Origin of the sequence: Alteromonas gracilis (assembly GCF_002993325.1) — a bacterium.
Lineage (GTDB): Bacteria > Pseudomonadota > Gammaproteobacteria > Enterobacterales > Alteromonadaceae > Alteromonas > Alteromonas gracilis.
The window spans coordinates 109506-125282 of record NZ_PVNO01000001.1 but is presented as its reverse complement, the minus strand read 5'-3'; the positions used below and the strand labels follow the sequence as shown (position 1 = coordinate 125282).

Below are 15777 nucleotides of genomic sequence, written 5' to 3'. Positions count from 1 at the left end.
CTGTGCTTATCCGATTAATCAGAGGCGAAGCCTCTATGAAACATTTATAAGTAATCGCGAATAAGTGTTTCAGCAATTTGAATGCTGTTTGTTGCTGCACCTTTGCGAATATTGTCAGACACAACCCACAGGTTTAAACCACAAGGGTGAGTAATGTCATTTCTAATCCGCCCTACATGAACAATGTCATTGCCGCTAGCACTGCTAACCTGCGTTGGAAACTGCTCGTTGCCATCGTAAACGGTTACCCCCGGCGCGTCAGCTAGAAGCTCTTTAACGTGCTGCGCATCTATCGGTGAACGTGTTTCAAGATGAATAGCTTCAGCATGTCCGTAGAATACAGGTACGCGCACTGCAGTGGCGTTTACCAAAATGCTTTCGTCACCCATAATCTTTTGGGTTTCCCAAAGCATTTTCATTTCTTCTTTGGTGTAATCGTTGTCTTGGAAAACGTCGATTTGAGGAATAACGTTAAAGGCAATTTGGCGACTAAATGATTCTGGCTTTACTTCACGTGCGTTCAGTAGACCCGCAGTTTGCTTAGCGAGTTCTTCCATGGCCTCTTTACCAGCGCCAGACACTGACTGATAAGTACAAACATTAATGCGGTCAATACCAACCGCATCTTGAATCGGTTTAAGCGCCACCAACATTTGAATGGTTGAGCAATTTGGGTTCGCAATAATGTTTCTATTGCGAAACTCTGCCAGTGCATGGGCGTTAACTTCTGGCACTACAAGTGGGATATCTGGCTCGTAACGAAACTCTGAAGTATTGTCGATTACAATACAGCCTTCCTCTGCCGCTAGCGGAGCAAATTTTGCTGATATACTGCCACCTGCAGAGAAAAAGCCAAATTGCACTAATGACCAGTCAAAATCATCAGCATCTAATACTTCAATATCTTCGCCTTTAAACGACACGGTACTTCCTGCTGAACGTTTACTGGCAAGCGGATACAGACGATTTACCGGAAAATCTCGCTCTTCTAATAGTTCAATCATGGTTTGGCCCACTAAACCTGTGGCGCCAAGTACCGCTACGTCAAACGCTTGCGACATAATGCTTTATGCTCCTAATCTAAAAATAACTAAACCAGACTAACGTGAAAGCCCAATTTGGTGAATGTGTTTTGAATTTGCTTACTGGTGTTCTTTGGCAAGTGTAACGCATAGGCGCTGCACTCGCGACGCACTCTATATTGCTTACGCAATACAGAAAACGTATTCGCAATATCTGTTTTTTGCTTTACATCACGGTTTGACGTCGATAAAAATGCCTTTCGCGTTATCTCATCGTCAATGGCGACGTCGTACACGTTGTGAAAAACAGCAATGAGATCATCAACCGATAAACGCGATGCCTCGGGCGATGTTAACGCAGCATTTATCGGGTTGGTTTTGTCTAAAAAGTCGCTGAGCGCTTTGTCTGGGGCCGTACCCACCACGTCACAAATTTGCTCGTAGACCATTTGTGTACCACGCACCTTGCCTTCCACAGAATGGCCCGCAATATGTGGTGTAACGAACCAAACATAGTCAAATAATGCTGTGTTTATACCTGGCTCATTATCAAATACATCGAGCACTACCGTGGGCGGTTTTTCCCCTTGAAGTACACTAAGTAGTGCCACTTCATCAATAACCTCACCCCGGCATGCATTTATAAGCAGCTGGTTTGACATTAATCCTTCCAGAAACGCTTCGTCTATCATCTGATATGTAGGATATTCGCCGCCTTTAATAAAAGGCACGTGAAGCGAGATAACATCGCACTTTGCTATTTGTGCTAGGTCTACAAACGACTGACCGTTATGCTCTGTTTTACCGGTATTTGCTAGCGCTTGCTGTAACGGAGGATCGTACAGACAGTGTTTAACTCCAATTGCCGTTAAAATTTTTGATAGTGCAGTTCCTACATTACCAGCACCTACTATTCCCACTGTCGCATTGTATAAATCAAGCTTTTGAGCTTTTTGCGCGTGCAGCAAAACACTGAGTACATACTCGGCCACCGCGACGGCATTGCAGCCCGCTGCACTGCTATGCGCAATACCCATGCTGTCCAAATGCGCTTTATCTAAATGATTAGTACCCGCCGTTGCCGTGGTAACAAACTTAAGCTTGTTAGCACTGGTCAGCAGATCAGGCGTAACCTTAGTAGTAGAACGCAACGCAAGGATATCTACATCGCGCAGCATTTCAGGCACAAGAGATTGCCAAGCATAGGTTTCAACATCACCTACGCTGTTGAGGTAATCTGTGCCAAACGGAATGGTATCTTCAAGAAGTATTTTCATGGCGCTAAGTGTACCTTAACTTAGGCTTTTAGTAACCTAGCGCCCCCGATTTATCTTGTCGGTGATTTGTTTAATTTACGTCATTTTGATGCACGTTTGGCCGCAACATTAAAGAGACGGCCGAGGTTCATACTATCCTTTCAAACGGGAACGCTTAAAGCAAAGCGCTTTAGCTCGTGCTTTTTGTCCACCTCACCCTTTGGGATCGTGGTAATTGATAACGTTAACTTTAGATAGTTACTTATCGTATCCAGGGAAACGGCGTTCAACACGTCGTTTAATACCCGGCCATGCTAACGAGCCACCAGCCTGCCGAGTGACTTGATCGGCTTGTGTACGAATGCCTTCAAGAATTGCCGAGTGAATTGGAATAAGCGGTTTGCCCGTGGCCTGCGCTTTTAACTGAATTTCACAGGCGCGCTGCATAATAAACATAAACAAGAATGCATCGGGAATATTGTCTGCACAGGTTAAAAGCCCGTGATTGCGCAAAATCATAAATTGGGTATCGCCAAGGTCGCGAACCAATCGCACTTTTTCTTCTGGGTTTAGCGCCACGCCTTCGTAAGCATGATAGGAAAGCGACGCCAGCGGAAAAAGCGACTGTTGCGAGTATGGCTGCAATCCTTCTTCTAAAATAGATACCGCCACGCCTTCTGCTGTATGCAAATGCAACACACATTTGGCGTCGTCTCGAGCCTCATGAACGGCGCTATGAATAGTAAAACCTGCTGGGTTTATGTCGTATTCACTTTCCATTACTTTATTACCGTGAAGATCTACTTTAACCAAACTAGACGCAGTAACTTCATCAAACATCAAACCATAAGGGTTAATTAGAAAATGATGGTGAGGCCCCGGAACGCGGGCAGAGATGTGAGTAAAAATAAGATCGTCCCAACCATACATTGCAACCGCACGATAACATGCGGCAAGATCAACGCGGGTTTGCCATTCTTCATTGCTAACCTTCGACTTTACTGAATCTGTCATAGCTTTTCTCTTTCAATATACAAAATGATTTGATTAGGGCTTGGGTATAAGCCTCTTCTTGAAGACTCGATACGTCGCGCACTTCAAAGAAACTTCCATTTAATTTTTCTTACCGTCTACATTACTCGTCCCAGCTGCTATACACTGTCGCATATACGACATTGTAAGAAATTTGTTAAATGGAAAAATTTAAACCTGTTCTGGCTAGCTCTACGTGGTTTAGCGCACTCCCTTCTTATTTACAGGAAGCCATGTTCGACAAGATGCGCCTAAAACACCTAAAATCAGGGCAACAACTACATGCCAAAGGTGAAGACGGCGTAGGTTTCTACGGGGTATGCGAAGGTCGATTAAGAGTTGTTACTGTGGGCGTGGACGGTCGCGAAATGTTATTTGCGTTACTTGGGCCTGGCACCTGGTTTGGTGAAATATCAATGTTTGACGACCTCCCCCGTACTCACGACAACTTTTGTGAGACAAACTCCGTCGTTGCTATAATTCAAAAAAACGCGTTTAAGGCATTACTTGAACAGTATCCAGAACTCTACCCGCATTTTACTCGTCTTTTATGCACTCGAGTACGCAGTGCATTTCAATTTATTGACTCAAGCGCAGGGCTTAGCCTTAAGCACCAGCTGGTAAAACGGCTTTTAATGCTTACCACCAGTTACGGTCAGCATTTGCCCAAACACAACGCGATTACGCTAACGCTTTCGCAAGAGTCTTTGGCGCAAATGATAAATAGCAGTAGGCAAACTGTGAATCAGCTTTTAGGTGAGCTTGAAAGTGAAGGTTTGCTGAAACGGCATTATGGGAAAATCACTATTCCCGAGCCAGATAATTTGTTTAGTCGTTACCAGTTTACTTAACCGAAATGACCAGCTAAATTACTGAAAAACTCGTGAAATATTATTAAAGTCGTGGAAACGCAAAGAAAAGGAAAATTCGCATTGAAAATTTTATCTGTCAGCATAGTTTTGCTTTTATTGGTCGGTTTTGTATTTCAGTCATATTCAAGCTATGTTGATTCCACCTCTTTTGACAAGCGTGGAGAAATGATAGATATCGGTGGCTATAGCCTGTATGTCGAGGACACTGGAACAGGAAAAGTTACCGTTATTTTTGATGCTGGTATGGGTGATGACTCATCGGTCTGGAACAAAGTAGTAGAGGAAGTCTCACAGTTTTCTCGGGTTATTACCTATGACAGAGCTGGACTTGGGTGGAGTGAGGAAAGCCCGCACGATAGAGACAGTAAAGCCATTGTCGCTGAACTTCACTCGGTTCTGAAAGACAAAGATATTACTGGACCGATTATCCTTGTAGGCCATTCATTTGGTGGGGTTAACATGCAGCGCTATGCCCTTACCTATCCTGAATATATAGCCGCTTTGGTGTTGGTAGACTCTGCCCATGAAGATCAGATAGATGAGATGCCTCAAACGAATTCTCTTCAAAAATATCTATTCAAATTTGGAAGGTGGGCAGCTCCTGTCGGTATTCCCAGATTGTACCTTTCCAACACTAATCCAGAAGAAAAAGCCAAAAAAAGTACAACCAAACATCAATATACCAGCTTAGATGAAGCCGAATACTTTCCAAGAAGCCTTAGTGAATTAAATGAATTAACACCTAACTATGGCGATATGCCTTTGGTGGTTATTGCGCGGAACAAAGCGTCTTCTGAAATCGATAAGACAAAAACCAGAGATTTGGTATGGGCGACTTTGCAGGAAGACATAGCCACTCGCTCTACCGATAGCACAATCATTTTTTCAGGGGCGCGTCAGCATTCCATTCACAAAATGCAGCCTGAAATAGTTGTTGAAGCAATTCGAACGTTAGTTAAAAAGCTTTAAGTTATACTAGAATTCCGCTGTGGATGCCTTGTGTTTATTTTCCGAAAACTTAGTGATAACACAGTAGCCCTCTATTAATATTAGGGTGAGCTTAGGGTTTTTACTTAGTCAGATATGGATTTGTACGTGCCGCAATGTATTGAGCGGTGCAACTTCGTTTCCGTTTTTAAGGTCTGCCTAAAAAAAAAAGAGCGGACACTGAGTTTTGTTTGTTGGCTTGATTTAGAGCCAGTCAACGACGTCTTGCCCCCCCAGAATTGCCATTATCTCAACTTCAACACCATTGTATCGATAGTAAATACTGTCTGAGCCATAAGCGCAGCGTCTATACCCCTGTCGAATATGGTCAACTGATTGGTATGCCGATGGATTACTCGCAATTTTTTCAAATGTCTGAAAAAAACCTTCGAAATACTTATCTGCTTGGAGTTCGCCAAATTCTACAAATCCATATGTATAAATACGCCTGAGATCCTCTTTGGCATTCAGCGATAACTTGTAGCTTTCCATTTATCTTTTTAATTCAGCCTTAAATTCTTTCAGCATATCTACAGGCGATTGTTCAATGAATCCACTTCTCTCTGCACTGACGAGCTTTTGATTTATTTCCTCAGCACGTCTCGCCCGGCGAATCAAATCATTCACGAGTTCACTTTTGTTTGCATATTCTCGCGTATCTTCAACATGACTCTTGAGCCACGCATCATTTTTTTCAGTCAGAGTAATACTTTGACGAGGCATGACATTTACTCCAATAGGCATCATCTGGTGCAATATTACACCAGACTTGGTTGAATGCCAGCATTTTGTAATTGAGAGAAAACAAAAGCCGAAATTATCATAGGCAACTTGAGTGACGGGTAAAGACAAACAGAAGACCTTCACACCCCTCACGAATGGTCGATAACGCGTGAGCTAAAATTAGAAACGATGTGACATAGCCGACGTATAAAATTCCAGCACTCATAGCAAGTGCCTCAAACGCATTATTAAAATCCGCCAAGAGTCTTCCCTATAAATATAAATAAAGCGCCTCCAACGAGAAGACTAATAGATAACACTAATCCATTTAATAAAACTCTATTAAGGCCTAGCGCTTGAACATTTGTAAATTCGTAAGGGTAAAATTCTGTCCATTTCCCATGAGACATTGTGTAAGCGGCATAAGTCAGCGGAAAAATGAGCCAATAGCCTAAGTTAGAGTATTGAAGCTGCGTTTTTTCCACAAAGAAAAACCAGTAGGAAAGTGTGATTACGGGTGTAACGGCATGGACTAATAAAGCTGAAATACGTTCAAATAGTGAGAGTTTAAGCCATCCATAGATAAGGTAGTTAGCAATACCAACTGTAACTATATAAAAAGTAATTGCAGTAGCCACATTCGGATTTTTAGCAAACTGAGTAACTGAATGCTCAGGCCCAAAAGTCAAAGCCACGAACCAAACTAGGACAAGAAGATTAGAAAGTGTTGTGTAATAACTAAAATATTTCCAGACGACAACGCCTATGCTGTCGCTGCCTCGTTTCCTAATTTCTCTTATAAGGCTAATTATTAAGGCCAATGCTGTAATTAAAAAAAGAACTAAATCCATTTAAAGTCCTTTCGAAGAATGAAGGTTCTAACAAATAAATAGGGCTCAAGTATTAAACTAATCGACCTCTAAAAAAGAAAAACTGCTTTTTTAGACCAACTGATACTAAATTGCTTCGTCATAAAGTCAGTATAGTTTGCAAATGATAGGAAATAGCAACCGAGTCAAAATCAAAATTTCTCATCACTACCTAAGCGACCATTATATTGCGCCAGTCAAAGGTGATTTTTTTAGCTCACACGTTGGCGATATTCTATTCGAGCGCGATGTTCACGGTGAGGTGAATGGCTTCAGAATATCTAACGGTCGTGTTCGCAATCTTTACTTTAGAAAGCTATAGACGAGAACAATAAAAAAACAATAAAAAAGGGCGTAAACACAAACACTCATGGTGTTCAGGTTTACGCCCTTTTTGTTTTTTGAAACTTCTTAAATAAAGCTAAAAAGTTTACTAATTCAAGCGGTTTTATTTAACCGTTGTATCGCTGCATAACCAGCGTTGCGTTAGTGCCGCCAAAGCCGAAGCTGTTAGACATAATAGTGTTTAGCGTTGCTTCACGTGCTTGTGTAACAATATCTAAGCCTTGGGCCGCGTCGTCCAGCGTGTCGATGTTAATTGATGGCGCAATAAAGTTATTTTCCATCATCAGTAAGCTGTAAATAGCTTCGTTTACACCTGCAGCGCCAAGAGCGTGACCTGTCAGGGACTTGGTTGCACTAATAGGTACGCCCGCTTGACCAAACACTTCTTGAATAGCAGCAAGTTCTTTCACGTCGCCTACTGGCGTTGATGTGCCGTGGGTATTCAAATAATCGATTGGTGCATCGATGTTTTGCATTGCCATCTTCATACAGCGAATTGCGCCTTCACCCGACGGTGCAACCATGTCAAAACCGTCTGATGTAGCCCCGTAACCTACTACTTCACCGTAGATTTTAGCACCGCGTGCAAGCGCGTGTTCTAGTTCTTCAACAACAACCATACCGCCGCCGCCAGAACTTACAAAGCCGTCGCGTGCTGCGTCATAAGTACGTGATGCCACAGCAGGGTTGTCGTTATATTTAGAGCTTAGTGCGCCCATCGCGTCGAACTGGCTTGATAGTGACCAATGCAGTTCTTCACCGCCACCGGCGAATACTACGTCTTGCTTACCAAGTTGAATAAGCTCTAGCGCGTTACCAATACAGTGGGCGCTGGTGGCACAAGCAGAGGCAATGGAATAGTTCACGCCGCGAATTTTAAACGGTGTAGCTAAGCAAGCCGATACCGTAGACGCCATACAGCGAGGAACCATATATGGACCAACACGTTTAACGCCTTTTTCGCGAAGAATATCAGCAGAAAGCACTTGGTTTTCAGAAGACGCGCCACCTGAGCCCGCGATAATACCTGTGCGCTCGTTTGAAATGTCGCTTTCTTCTAGTCCAGAGTCTGCAATAGCTTGCTGCATTGCCACGTATGCGTAGCCTGCCGCATCGCCCATAAAACGCATTGCTTTACGGTCGATGTGCTCTTTTAAGTCGATATCGATGTCGCCCCAAACTTGGCTGCGAAGGCCCATTTCGGCGAACTGTTCTGAAAATGTAATTCCAGACTTACCCGCTTTTAGTGAAGCAAGTACGTCTTCTTTATTTACGCCGATGCTTGATACGATACCAAGACCGGTGATAACTGCTCTTCTCATAGTTTACCCTTTGCGTTGTTGCGGCTTATGGTAACGATTTTGAATGGTAAAGTGGTCTGCTCTGCCAATTGCAGCGACTTAAATGACATCGCATTGGCCACTGATTACCTTTTTCGGTTGCAGGCTTTTATTTTTAAAAAGATGGCTCGCCCTTTATTCTTAACTCGCTAACGCCGACATCGTTCTTTGAACAATACCAATGTAGCACGAATGCACTGGGTGATGACCAGCGTTAATTTATACAGTCACAAAACCTTCAAAATAACTTGAGCGTAAACTTTTGCGGAAAAACAAAAAGGTGACAGGTAGAATACGCGGCCAAACGTTCGAAATTTAAATAGAAACTGAAGATTACTGTGTTATTTAAAAAGCCAAAAACTATTGCTCTACGCATTTTCCTAGGTGCGGTACCCCAATTTTCTTTCGTGCTCTCTGCCTTCATCATTGCTGCTACAGCAACTGTCTCAGCAGCAGCTGCGCCCATCAGCCTTCCAGCCCTACCAGAACCAGTTTCAAATAATGCCGTAGCGTCTGTTTTCATAGAAGACACACAATATATCTTCAGTTTTATGGGATTGGGTGTAGGCAAAACTTTTAAAGATGTGCATAACCGAGCTTGGCAACTTGTTATTAACGAAGACGATTCTAGTAAGCGTAATAATGCGCCGCAATGGCAAGCTCTCCCCCCTGTTCCATCAAGCCTAACGCTAAAAGGTCGTTTGGCATCAGTAGCTGTGGGCGTTAAGGACAGCGTGTATATCTTTGGCGGTTACACCGTTGATGAAGATCACAACGAGATTAGTACGCCAGACGTTTATAAATACTCACCAACAACGACGAAGTATGAGCGACTGGCGCCGATGCCCGTGCCAGTTGATGATGCAACTGCTTTAGTCTACCAAGACCGTTACGTGTACTTAGTTTCAGGCTGGCATAACGATGGCAACGTAAATCTTGTGCAGGTTTATGATACGCAAACCGGCCAATGGCAACAGGCGAGCCCATTCTTGGGTAATCCAGTATTTGGGCACGCTGGCGGCATCGTCAACAACACTATGGTAATTTGTGACGGCGTCTCAGTAACACCCCACAGTAATAAACGGCGTAGTTTTGCTGCGGAAACCGCCTGCTTTAAAGGTAAAATTGACGAGGAAAACCCTTTCAAGATTGATTGGCGTACGCTTCAGCATCCAACAGGTTCTGCGCGCTATCGCATGGCCGCTGCGGGCGATGAGGCCACCAATAAAATCTATTTTGTAGGCGGTTCGACTAATCCGTACAACTACAATGGCATTGGCTATAACGGTAAACCTTCAACTGCAGATGGCGCCATATGGACCTTTGATATTGCGAAAGAAACCTGGGCTATACCAAAAACAGAAGCTGAAGCACCTACGATGGATCACCGCGGGTTAATTGACATTAACGGTACTTGGATCACCATTGGCGGTATGATTGGCGCACAGCACGTGACCAGTAAAGTAATCTCGCACTTTTCCACACTCGAAGAAGTGTGTTGTTTATCAAAAAGCCAAGCTAGCTCTGACGTTTCAATACAAGCATCAGATGGGCAAGCTGTTGAAGTAGTGAAAAGTGCCTCCAATTCAAAGTGCCAACACCAAAACGACATATACGGAGCAAAATAAACAGTGAAATCTAAGCATGCACAGGTTCATTTTAATGAGAGCGGTACGCCTGTCGCCGACCATTTTGACGACGTTTATTTTTCTAACGACAGCGGCATTAATGAAACCCAACACGTTTTTGTTGCGGGTAACGACCTTATTGAACGCTGGCAACAGTGGCGCAACCCAACTTTTGTCATTGCCGAAACAGGTTTCGGGACTGGGCTGAATTTCTTGGTTGCCATGCATGCTTTTAACAAATTTAAGGCAGCGAATCCAGATCATCCACTTAGGCACCTTTATTTTATTACCACGGAAAAGTTTCCACTGCCTAAAAAGGATATGCAGCGTGCACTAGAGGCCTTCCCTGCCCTTAAAGCCGAAGCGGATGCCCTATCAACACTTTACCCTATGGGCCTTGAAGGGTGCCATCGCTTGCATTTCGATAGTCACTCAACCACCCTCGACTTATGGATTGGTGATGTTCACGAGCTTCTACCTCAGTGGCACTCACCTGTAGAAGGCCTAATCGATGCTTGGTTTTTAGATGGTTTCGCGCCTAGCAAAAACCCTGATATGTGGACCGATGCTCTATTTAGCCAAATGGCTCGTTTGTCAAAAACTGGCACAACCTTTGGCACGTTTACCGCTGCGGGCATCGTAAAGCGTGGGCTTGCCGGTGTGGGCTTTACCATAAAAAAACGCAATGGCTTTGGCCGTAAGCGCGACATGCTGACCGGCGTTTTCAGCCAAGACAACGAGAACGTGCAGCATAAACTTCGCCTGCCAACTGGCCCCTATTACAGGTACGCTAACAGCAATATAGATAAAACAAGTAAAGTCGCAGTGGTGGGCTCTGGCCTTGCTGCAGCCTCAGCATGTCTTGCTTTAGTAAAACGGGGCATTAGCACCACGTTATATTTTGACGGTGACACCCTTGCAAGCGGCGCTTCTGGCAACCCTCAAGGCGGTTTTTACCCGCAGCTTCACAGCGAAGCAAGCATTGCCAGCCGTATTCAGGCGCACAGCTTTTTGTATGCTAGGCAAGCTTACGACCATACTATTAAGTATACGAAAGCCAATAATCTTACCGACGTTGCCCATGATTTTTGTGGCGTTATTCAATTAAGCTTTAACGACAAAGTAGCAGAGCGTCAAAGTAAACTAGCCGCGGCCGACGTATGGCCTGAAGCTTTGATTAAGCCCGTCGACAGCAAAGAAGTGAGCGATATCGCTAACCTGCCCCTGCCCTACTCAGGCTTATACATTGGCCTCGGCGGATGGCTTTCTCCACCTCAGCTAGTTACTGCCATGATTGAAGAGGCTCTTCAATGTGGCAAACTCGAGCTGAAACCCAATCATACCTATGTATCTCATGAGGCAATTGAGACAACAAAGCAGCGGGTGCAGATTCGTTTTAACTTAGGTAGCGCTGAGAGTGAAGAAGTTATTACTGCCGATCACCTTATCCTTGCCCTTGGCGCAGGTGCGGTAAACGCTGGCGATTTTGACAGCCTTTCTCTTCGCCCTGTTCGCGGTCAGGTTGAAGCTATCCCCACCCAAATGCCGATTGAACAGCTCAACACCGTGTTGTGCCACAAGGGCTATATGACGCCTGCGCTCGACGGTCGACACGCCTTGGGTTCAACTTACGTTAAAAACGACTTAAGCACCGATGTGCGAAGCGATGAAACTGAAACGAACCTTGCTACACACGAACAGGCACTGGCAAACACCAGCATAGTTCAGGCATTACAACACGACGGTAAAGCCAGAGCAGCAACGCGTTTGGGTTCGCCAGACCACCAGCCTGTTGTAGGTGCATTACATGATTTTGATTCGTTGAAAGAAGACTACACTATGTTAGGCGTAGGCAAGCCGTTAACCAGCGCGCCAGTATTGCCAAATAGTGTAGTTTCCACCCTTACTTGCTTGGGCTCACGAGGGTTAACCACAGCGCCTTTAATGGCAGAAGTTTTGGTGAGCAGTTTGTGCAAAGAACCACTTCCTTTAAGCAACGATCTGCTTAATGCAGTGAACACAAGCCGCTTTATGACGCGAGAAGCGATTAGACGTCAGAGTTAATAAGCGGAGAAGTCTTCCTGTAAATGCTATTGTTGCCCAGACAAAAAAAGACCGGATGTTTAGAGATTTTTAAGCAAACATGAAAAGAGTTCGATTTCGATAACAGAGCAAGATGGCAATAAATGGCTAGTTTACGCTAGCCACTTTATTCAAATCCATCACGATAAACGCGGGTATGTATACGTTAGCGCTTGCCACCACTTGTTTATTTTCCAGCGACACAATGCGCGCGTTTACGCGAACACCTCTGTCATCTTCAATGATGGTGCCGGTTACAACATGATCCATTTCAACCTGCTTAGCGAGCGCCGTACCATCGCGAGTGAGTACAAAATCGCCAACGGGCGTTACAGTGATGCCGCCTGCAAGTTTAAAGTCAACCACCGCTAACCCAAAATCTTGCAGCTCGGCAATAAGGTACTCTGAAAGCTGATTGCCAAGCACAGTACTATCACTCAACGACTGATTAAGCCTAACAAAGCTCGCCACACCCACCATGTCTTGCTGCGTAAGACGGGTAGCATTGTCCATTAACTCCATCGCTAGCTGCGAGGCGTAATCATTTAAACGCTTATGAGTTTGCGCTGGTGCATAGCCGTGGTGTAACGGGTCTTTATAGCCCGGCTCTACCTCCACGTGCTGCTGGTATTGCCTGTCTCGCGAGTCGGGAGTGTAAACTAATCCTGAACGGTTAGGCACGGGAACAGGTTCGGCGTCATGTGTAATTTCACCGTCTTCACCTAGCCAAAACGAGCCTATAGACTCTGTGCTAGTGCACCCAGCTATAGACCCACTTAGCATAACGCCAACTGCAAGCCAGGCACTCGGGATTAACTTCTTCACAAACACCATAGTGAGCTCCTAGCCGCGACTTAGTTTAACGCCATCACGCATGCCATTTCGCTGGCTTCCGTCACTTGGAATAAGTGCATCTACTACATAAAACGGCACTAACATTTGTGCCGTAGCCACTACAGCCCTTGACTCCATACCTAAAATACGTGCGTTAACTAACACGCCACCTTGATGCTTGGTCATTGTTCCGGTTAACACGTATTCAATAGGCAGGCTGCTGCTCAATTCTAAATAATCGCGGCTCAATACAAAGTCGCCGTCGTCAGTAATGCGAATATACTCGGTTGCTTTGAAGTCGATAACAGGCACGCGGAATTTATGCAGTTCGTGAACGAACGATTCCGCCATCTGACGACCAAGCAAATCCGTTTTTTGTAAGTCGGTATCTAGTAAAGCAAAGTGGGTCACACCGATAGGTGTTTTGTTGCTCACATATTCCATATTGGCAATTAAATCTTGCGTCATGTTCTTCACATAGTCGCCAATATGCTTGGTTAGAGGTCGGCCCTTGTACGCGCCCTGTACGCTTGAATACAACGGGGGTTGACCGATAGCGCCGTAAGCATCCATTCCCTGCGACTGGGCGTCACTGGTGTTATCAACTGGCTTAGCAGGAGCACGGTCGGCGGCAGTAATATCAATAACATTCATAGCCGGGCGCTGAGGCGCTTGTTCGGCTACCTCTTCTTCCCCCATCATCATAGAGCACCCGCTAACGCTGAGCAGTGAAGCACAAAGCGAAAGCGCCGCGTATTGATTTCGTCTTTTCATGGGGTTACCTCGTACCTTCGGTTCTGTATAACTTGCCGTTTCGGGTTGTTACCTGTTCTTCCCGCCAAAACAACTCGGCCGGGAAAAAACGTGTTGCCGCAGCGACAATGTTTTTATTTCTAGCGTTAATAATTCGAGCATTAACCACCGCACCAGATTCTTGATACACCATGGTGCCGGTGATGTAAAAATCGACACGCTCAATATTTGACAACTGGTCGATATCGCGTGTTAACACTCTGTCGCTTTCGTCACTAACAATTATATCGTTCGAAAGCTTAAATTCTTGAGTAGAAAAGCCTCTTTTCGTAGCTTCAGTAATCATTCCCTGCTCAAGCTGATGGCCCAACAACATTAACGGATGTTGATGGTCGGCACTGTATTTCATGCTATCGACAGGCACGAAGCCGACTACTGCATAGCGAGACTGACGCGCTGGCCCCACATCAGCAAAAAGTTCGTTGGCTAACATGTAAGTATGATATTCCACATTGCCAAGCGCTGATATGTCGTCGGTATTGGTTTGTGAAAACTGGCTTTTTGGCTCTTCAAGCGTAGAGCAACCCGCAAGCAAGCCCGCGTAAAGCGCGGCACAAGACAGCACTTTTACTAATCCGCTAATACTTCCTGTCAAAAAAGCGTGAGAGGCATTATTTATCATACGATTCATTAGATATGTCCGCTAAAAAACGTCAAATTATCATCGCCTAAATACGCAAAAGCCGATGTTAACCGCTACGCAGCCTAAAAGACTGACATTTTTATTAATCATTTTAAACGCTGGATTGCAATAATCGCACCAAGCAATGTAGCTACTTAAACATAGGTAATTTCGATAACGGACTACCTTCCTGTGGCAAGCTTATATCTTTAACTTTTATGCGTGCTTGAATGCATAGCTAGGTCCTACACAAATCGATAGTCTGCAATCTTTCTAGAGAAGAGATTGATTTAACCGACGAAAAAGACGGAAACTTGTTGCCGCTTTTGCCGAATGACATGCCGCTCTTATCTGACATTTTCCACCTTGGGGATATCTTTGAACTTTGTGGTCAACGGCTCTATTGACATCCTTCCAGCTTCGAGCGAATGCTGTTTTATAGATTTTTCGTAAACGATAGCTAAGTTGCAAATAACGCTGAGCTTTTAATGGCGGGGCTTGTAATGGCGTGAATGAAGATGCTGCGCTTTTATGACTCGTTATTGAATACTGCTGTCAATCCAGACCGAGCGCTTTTTGAACGTTGATAGCGCCAATGCCTAACTGTTCAGCTTTTATCGTATCAATAGAGTCAAACTGTATTTTGCAGCCAGCGTTTATCATACCGAGCCACGCCCCACGAAGTGCATCCGGTCGTTTTCCAGTCCAGAACGATTCAGTTTTTTTAATGTATGTGACTACCGGTTCAACATACCCATCGTTATAAAGTTGGCGCACCAAGTCGAAGTCTGGGCCAAAAGCGCCTAGCAACGCAGAATCTATATCATTTATTGAATTATGAAGGGCGTTGAATGTTTTCTCTACGTTGCCTGTTCGGTAGGCAATCCATGCCCTTGCGATATCTACGTAGTGATTTTCACTGCTAAAGCCATCGTAAACGTCGCCCGCAATTTGTTGTTCAATGCTCATTTTGTTTGCATAGTCGAATGCGCGTTCTATCTTCAATTCTGCTACCTCTATAGGCTCAAACTGCGCGCTATATTTTATGTGCCGGCTTAAGCTATTCAGCACCTTGTATGGGTTGCTGTTGTTCGACAAACTTCGTTGATAATCTTGCAGTGTATCATTAAGCAATCGACGATTCCTTGATTCAAGGTACGCAAAACGCTGCTCGATATACTCTAGGTACTCGGGATCATCACAGCCTTGCAGGTAATCTGCATGACTTTGTTTACTCAAAGTAATAATAAAGGGAACGAATAGAAGAAAACGTATAAACTTCAAGAGAATCTCTATTTTTTGTTATTTATCTTCGTACTGAGAAAGTATCGAAATTGATCGTAAGTAGTCGT

At 44.5% G+C, this 15777-nt stretch carries 15 protein-coding genes; 4 read left to right on the top strand and 11 right to left on the bottom strand.

The genetic code is table 11. The annotated features are described in order from the left end of the window. Positions 1-44 precede the first annotated feature (44 nt). The 3 genes from C6Y39_RS00565 to C6Y39_RS00555 form a co-directional block, all read right to left on the bottom strand. Positions 45-1061 carry an aspartate-semialdehyde dehydrogenase gene (locus C6Y39_RS00565; protein ID WP_105929382.1) on the bottom strand — a complete coding sequence of 339 codons (1017 nt, stop codon included), beginning with the start codon at positions 1059-1061 and terminating at the stop codon, positions 45-47. A 29-nt stretch (positions 1062-1090) separates the two neighbouring features. Next, positions 1091-2299: a 4-phosphoerythronate dehydrogenase gene (locus C6Y39_RS00560; protein WP_105929381.1), complete on the bottom strand. Its 1209-nt coding sequence runs from the start codon at positions 2297-2299 to the stop codon at positions 1091-1093. 237 nt (positions 2300-2536) lie between these two features. Then, a complete protein-coding gene (locus C6Y39_RS00555; protein ID WP_105929380.1) occupies positions 2537-3292 on the bottom strand; it encodes a class II aldolase/adducin family protein in 756 nt (251 codons plus the stop codon). A 179-nt stretch (positions 3293-3471) separates the two neighbouring features. On the opposite strand from C6Y39_RS00555, the gene C6Y39_RS00550 reads away from it, so the two are divergent. Together C6Y39_RS00550 and C6Y39_RS00545 are read left to right on the top strand one after the other, a co-directional pair. Beyond that, complete coding sequence (locus C6Y39_RS00550) at positions 3472-4161, top strand: Crp/Fnr family transcriptional regulator (protein ID WP_105929379.1); 690 nt, start codon at positions 3472-3474, stop codon at positions 4159-4161. 81 nt (positions 4162-4242) lie between these two features. Continuing rightward, positions 4243-5151 (top strand): alpha/beta hydrolase, encoded by a 909-nt coding sequence (locus C6Y39_RS00545; protein WP_146128582.1) that lies wholly within the window; start codon positions 4243-4245, stop codon positions 5149-5151. A gap of 222 nt (positions 5152-5373) precedes the next feature. Here C6Y39_RS00545 and C6Y39_RS00540 read toward each other — a convergent pair whose 3' ends face one another. The 4 genes from C6Y39_RS00540 to fabB all read right to left on the bottom strand — a co-directional run bounded on the left by C6Y39_RS00540 (position 5374) and on the right by fabB (position 8428). After that, positions 5374-5661 carry a type II toxin-antitoxin system RelE/ParE family toxin gene (locus C6Y39_RS00540; protein ID WP_105929377.1) on the bottom strand — a complete coding sequence of 96 codons (288 nt, stop codon included), beginning with the start codon at positions 5659-5661 and terminating at the stop codon, positions 5374-5376. Continuing rightward, complete coding sequence (locus C6Y39_RS18850; RefSeq protein WP_240618775.1) at positions 5662-6021, bottom strand: ribbon-helix-helix domain-containing protein; 360 nt, start codon at positions 6019-6021, stop codon at positions 5662-5664. It lies immediately after the preceding gene. A gap of 119 nt (positions 6022-6140) precedes the next feature. After that, complete coding sequence (locus C6Y39_RS00530; RefSeq protein ID WP_105929376.1) at positions 6141-6743, bottom strand: Pr6Pr family membrane protein; 603 nt, start codon at positions 6741-6743, stop codon at positions 6141-6143. 470 nt (positions 6744-7213) lie between these two features. Next, positions 7214-8428, bottom strand: coding sequence for a beta-ketoacyl-ACP synthase I (gene fabB, locus C6Y39_RS00520; protein WP_105929374.1), 1215 nt, complete (start codon positions 8426-8428; stop codon positions 7214-7216). Positions 8429-8784: 356 nt separating this feature from the next. Between fabB and C6Y39_RS00515 the strand changes: the two genes are divergently transcribed. Both C6Y39_RS00515 and mnmC read left to right on the top strand, forming a co-directional pair. Further along, positions 8785-10074 (top strand): Kelch repeat-containing protein, encoded by a 1290-nt coding sequence (locus tag C6Y39_RS00515; RefSeq protein ID WP_105929373.1) that lies wholly within the window; start codon positions 8785-8787, stop codon positions 10072-10074. 3 nt (positions 10075-10077) lie between these two features. Further along, complete coding sequence (gene mnmC / locus C6Y39_RS00510) at positions 10078-12138, top strand: bifunctional tRNA (5-methylaminomethyl-2-thiouridine)(34)-methyltransferase MnmC2/FAD-dependent 5-carboxymethylaminomethyl-2-thiouridine(34) oxidoreductase MnmC1 (RefSeq protein WP_105929372.1); 2061 nt, start codon at positions 10078-10080, stop codon at positions 12136-12138. Positions 12139-12264: 126 nt separating this feature from the next. On the opposite strand, the gene C6Y39_RS00505 is transcribed toward mnmC, so the two are convergent. The 4 genes from C6Y39_RS00505 to C6Y39_RS00490 all read right to left on the bottom strand — a co-directional run bounded on the left by C6Y39_RS00505 (position 12265) and on the right by C6Y39_RS00490 (position 15709). Beyond that, positions 12265-12990: a FlgO family outer membrane protein gene (locus C6Y39_RS00505; protein WP_105929371.1), complete on the bottom strand. Its 726-nt coding sequence runs from the start codon at positions 12988-12990 to the stop codon at positions 12265-12267. 9 nt (positions 12991-12999) lie between these two features. Next, positions 13000-13764: a FlgO family outer membrane protein gene (locus C6Y39_RS00500; protein WP_105929370.1), complete on the bottom strand. Its 765-nt coding sequence runs from the start codon at positions 13762-13764 to the stop codon at positions 13000-13002. 4 nt (positions 13765-13768) lie between these two features. Then, positions 13769-14425 carry a FlgO family outer membrane protein gene (locus tag C6Y39_RS00495; protein ID WP_167390597.1) on the bottom strand — a complete coding sequence of 219 codons (657 nt, stop codon included), beginning with the start codon at positions 14423-14425 and terminating at the stop codon, positions 13769-13771. Between the two features lie 555 nt (positions 14426-14980). Further along, positions 14981-15709, bottom strand: coding sequence for a hypothetical protein (locus tag C6Y39_RS00490; protein WP_240618774.1), 729 nt, complete (start codon positions 15707-15709; stop codon positions 14981-14983). Between the last annotated feature and the right edge of the window lie 68 nt (positions 15710-15777).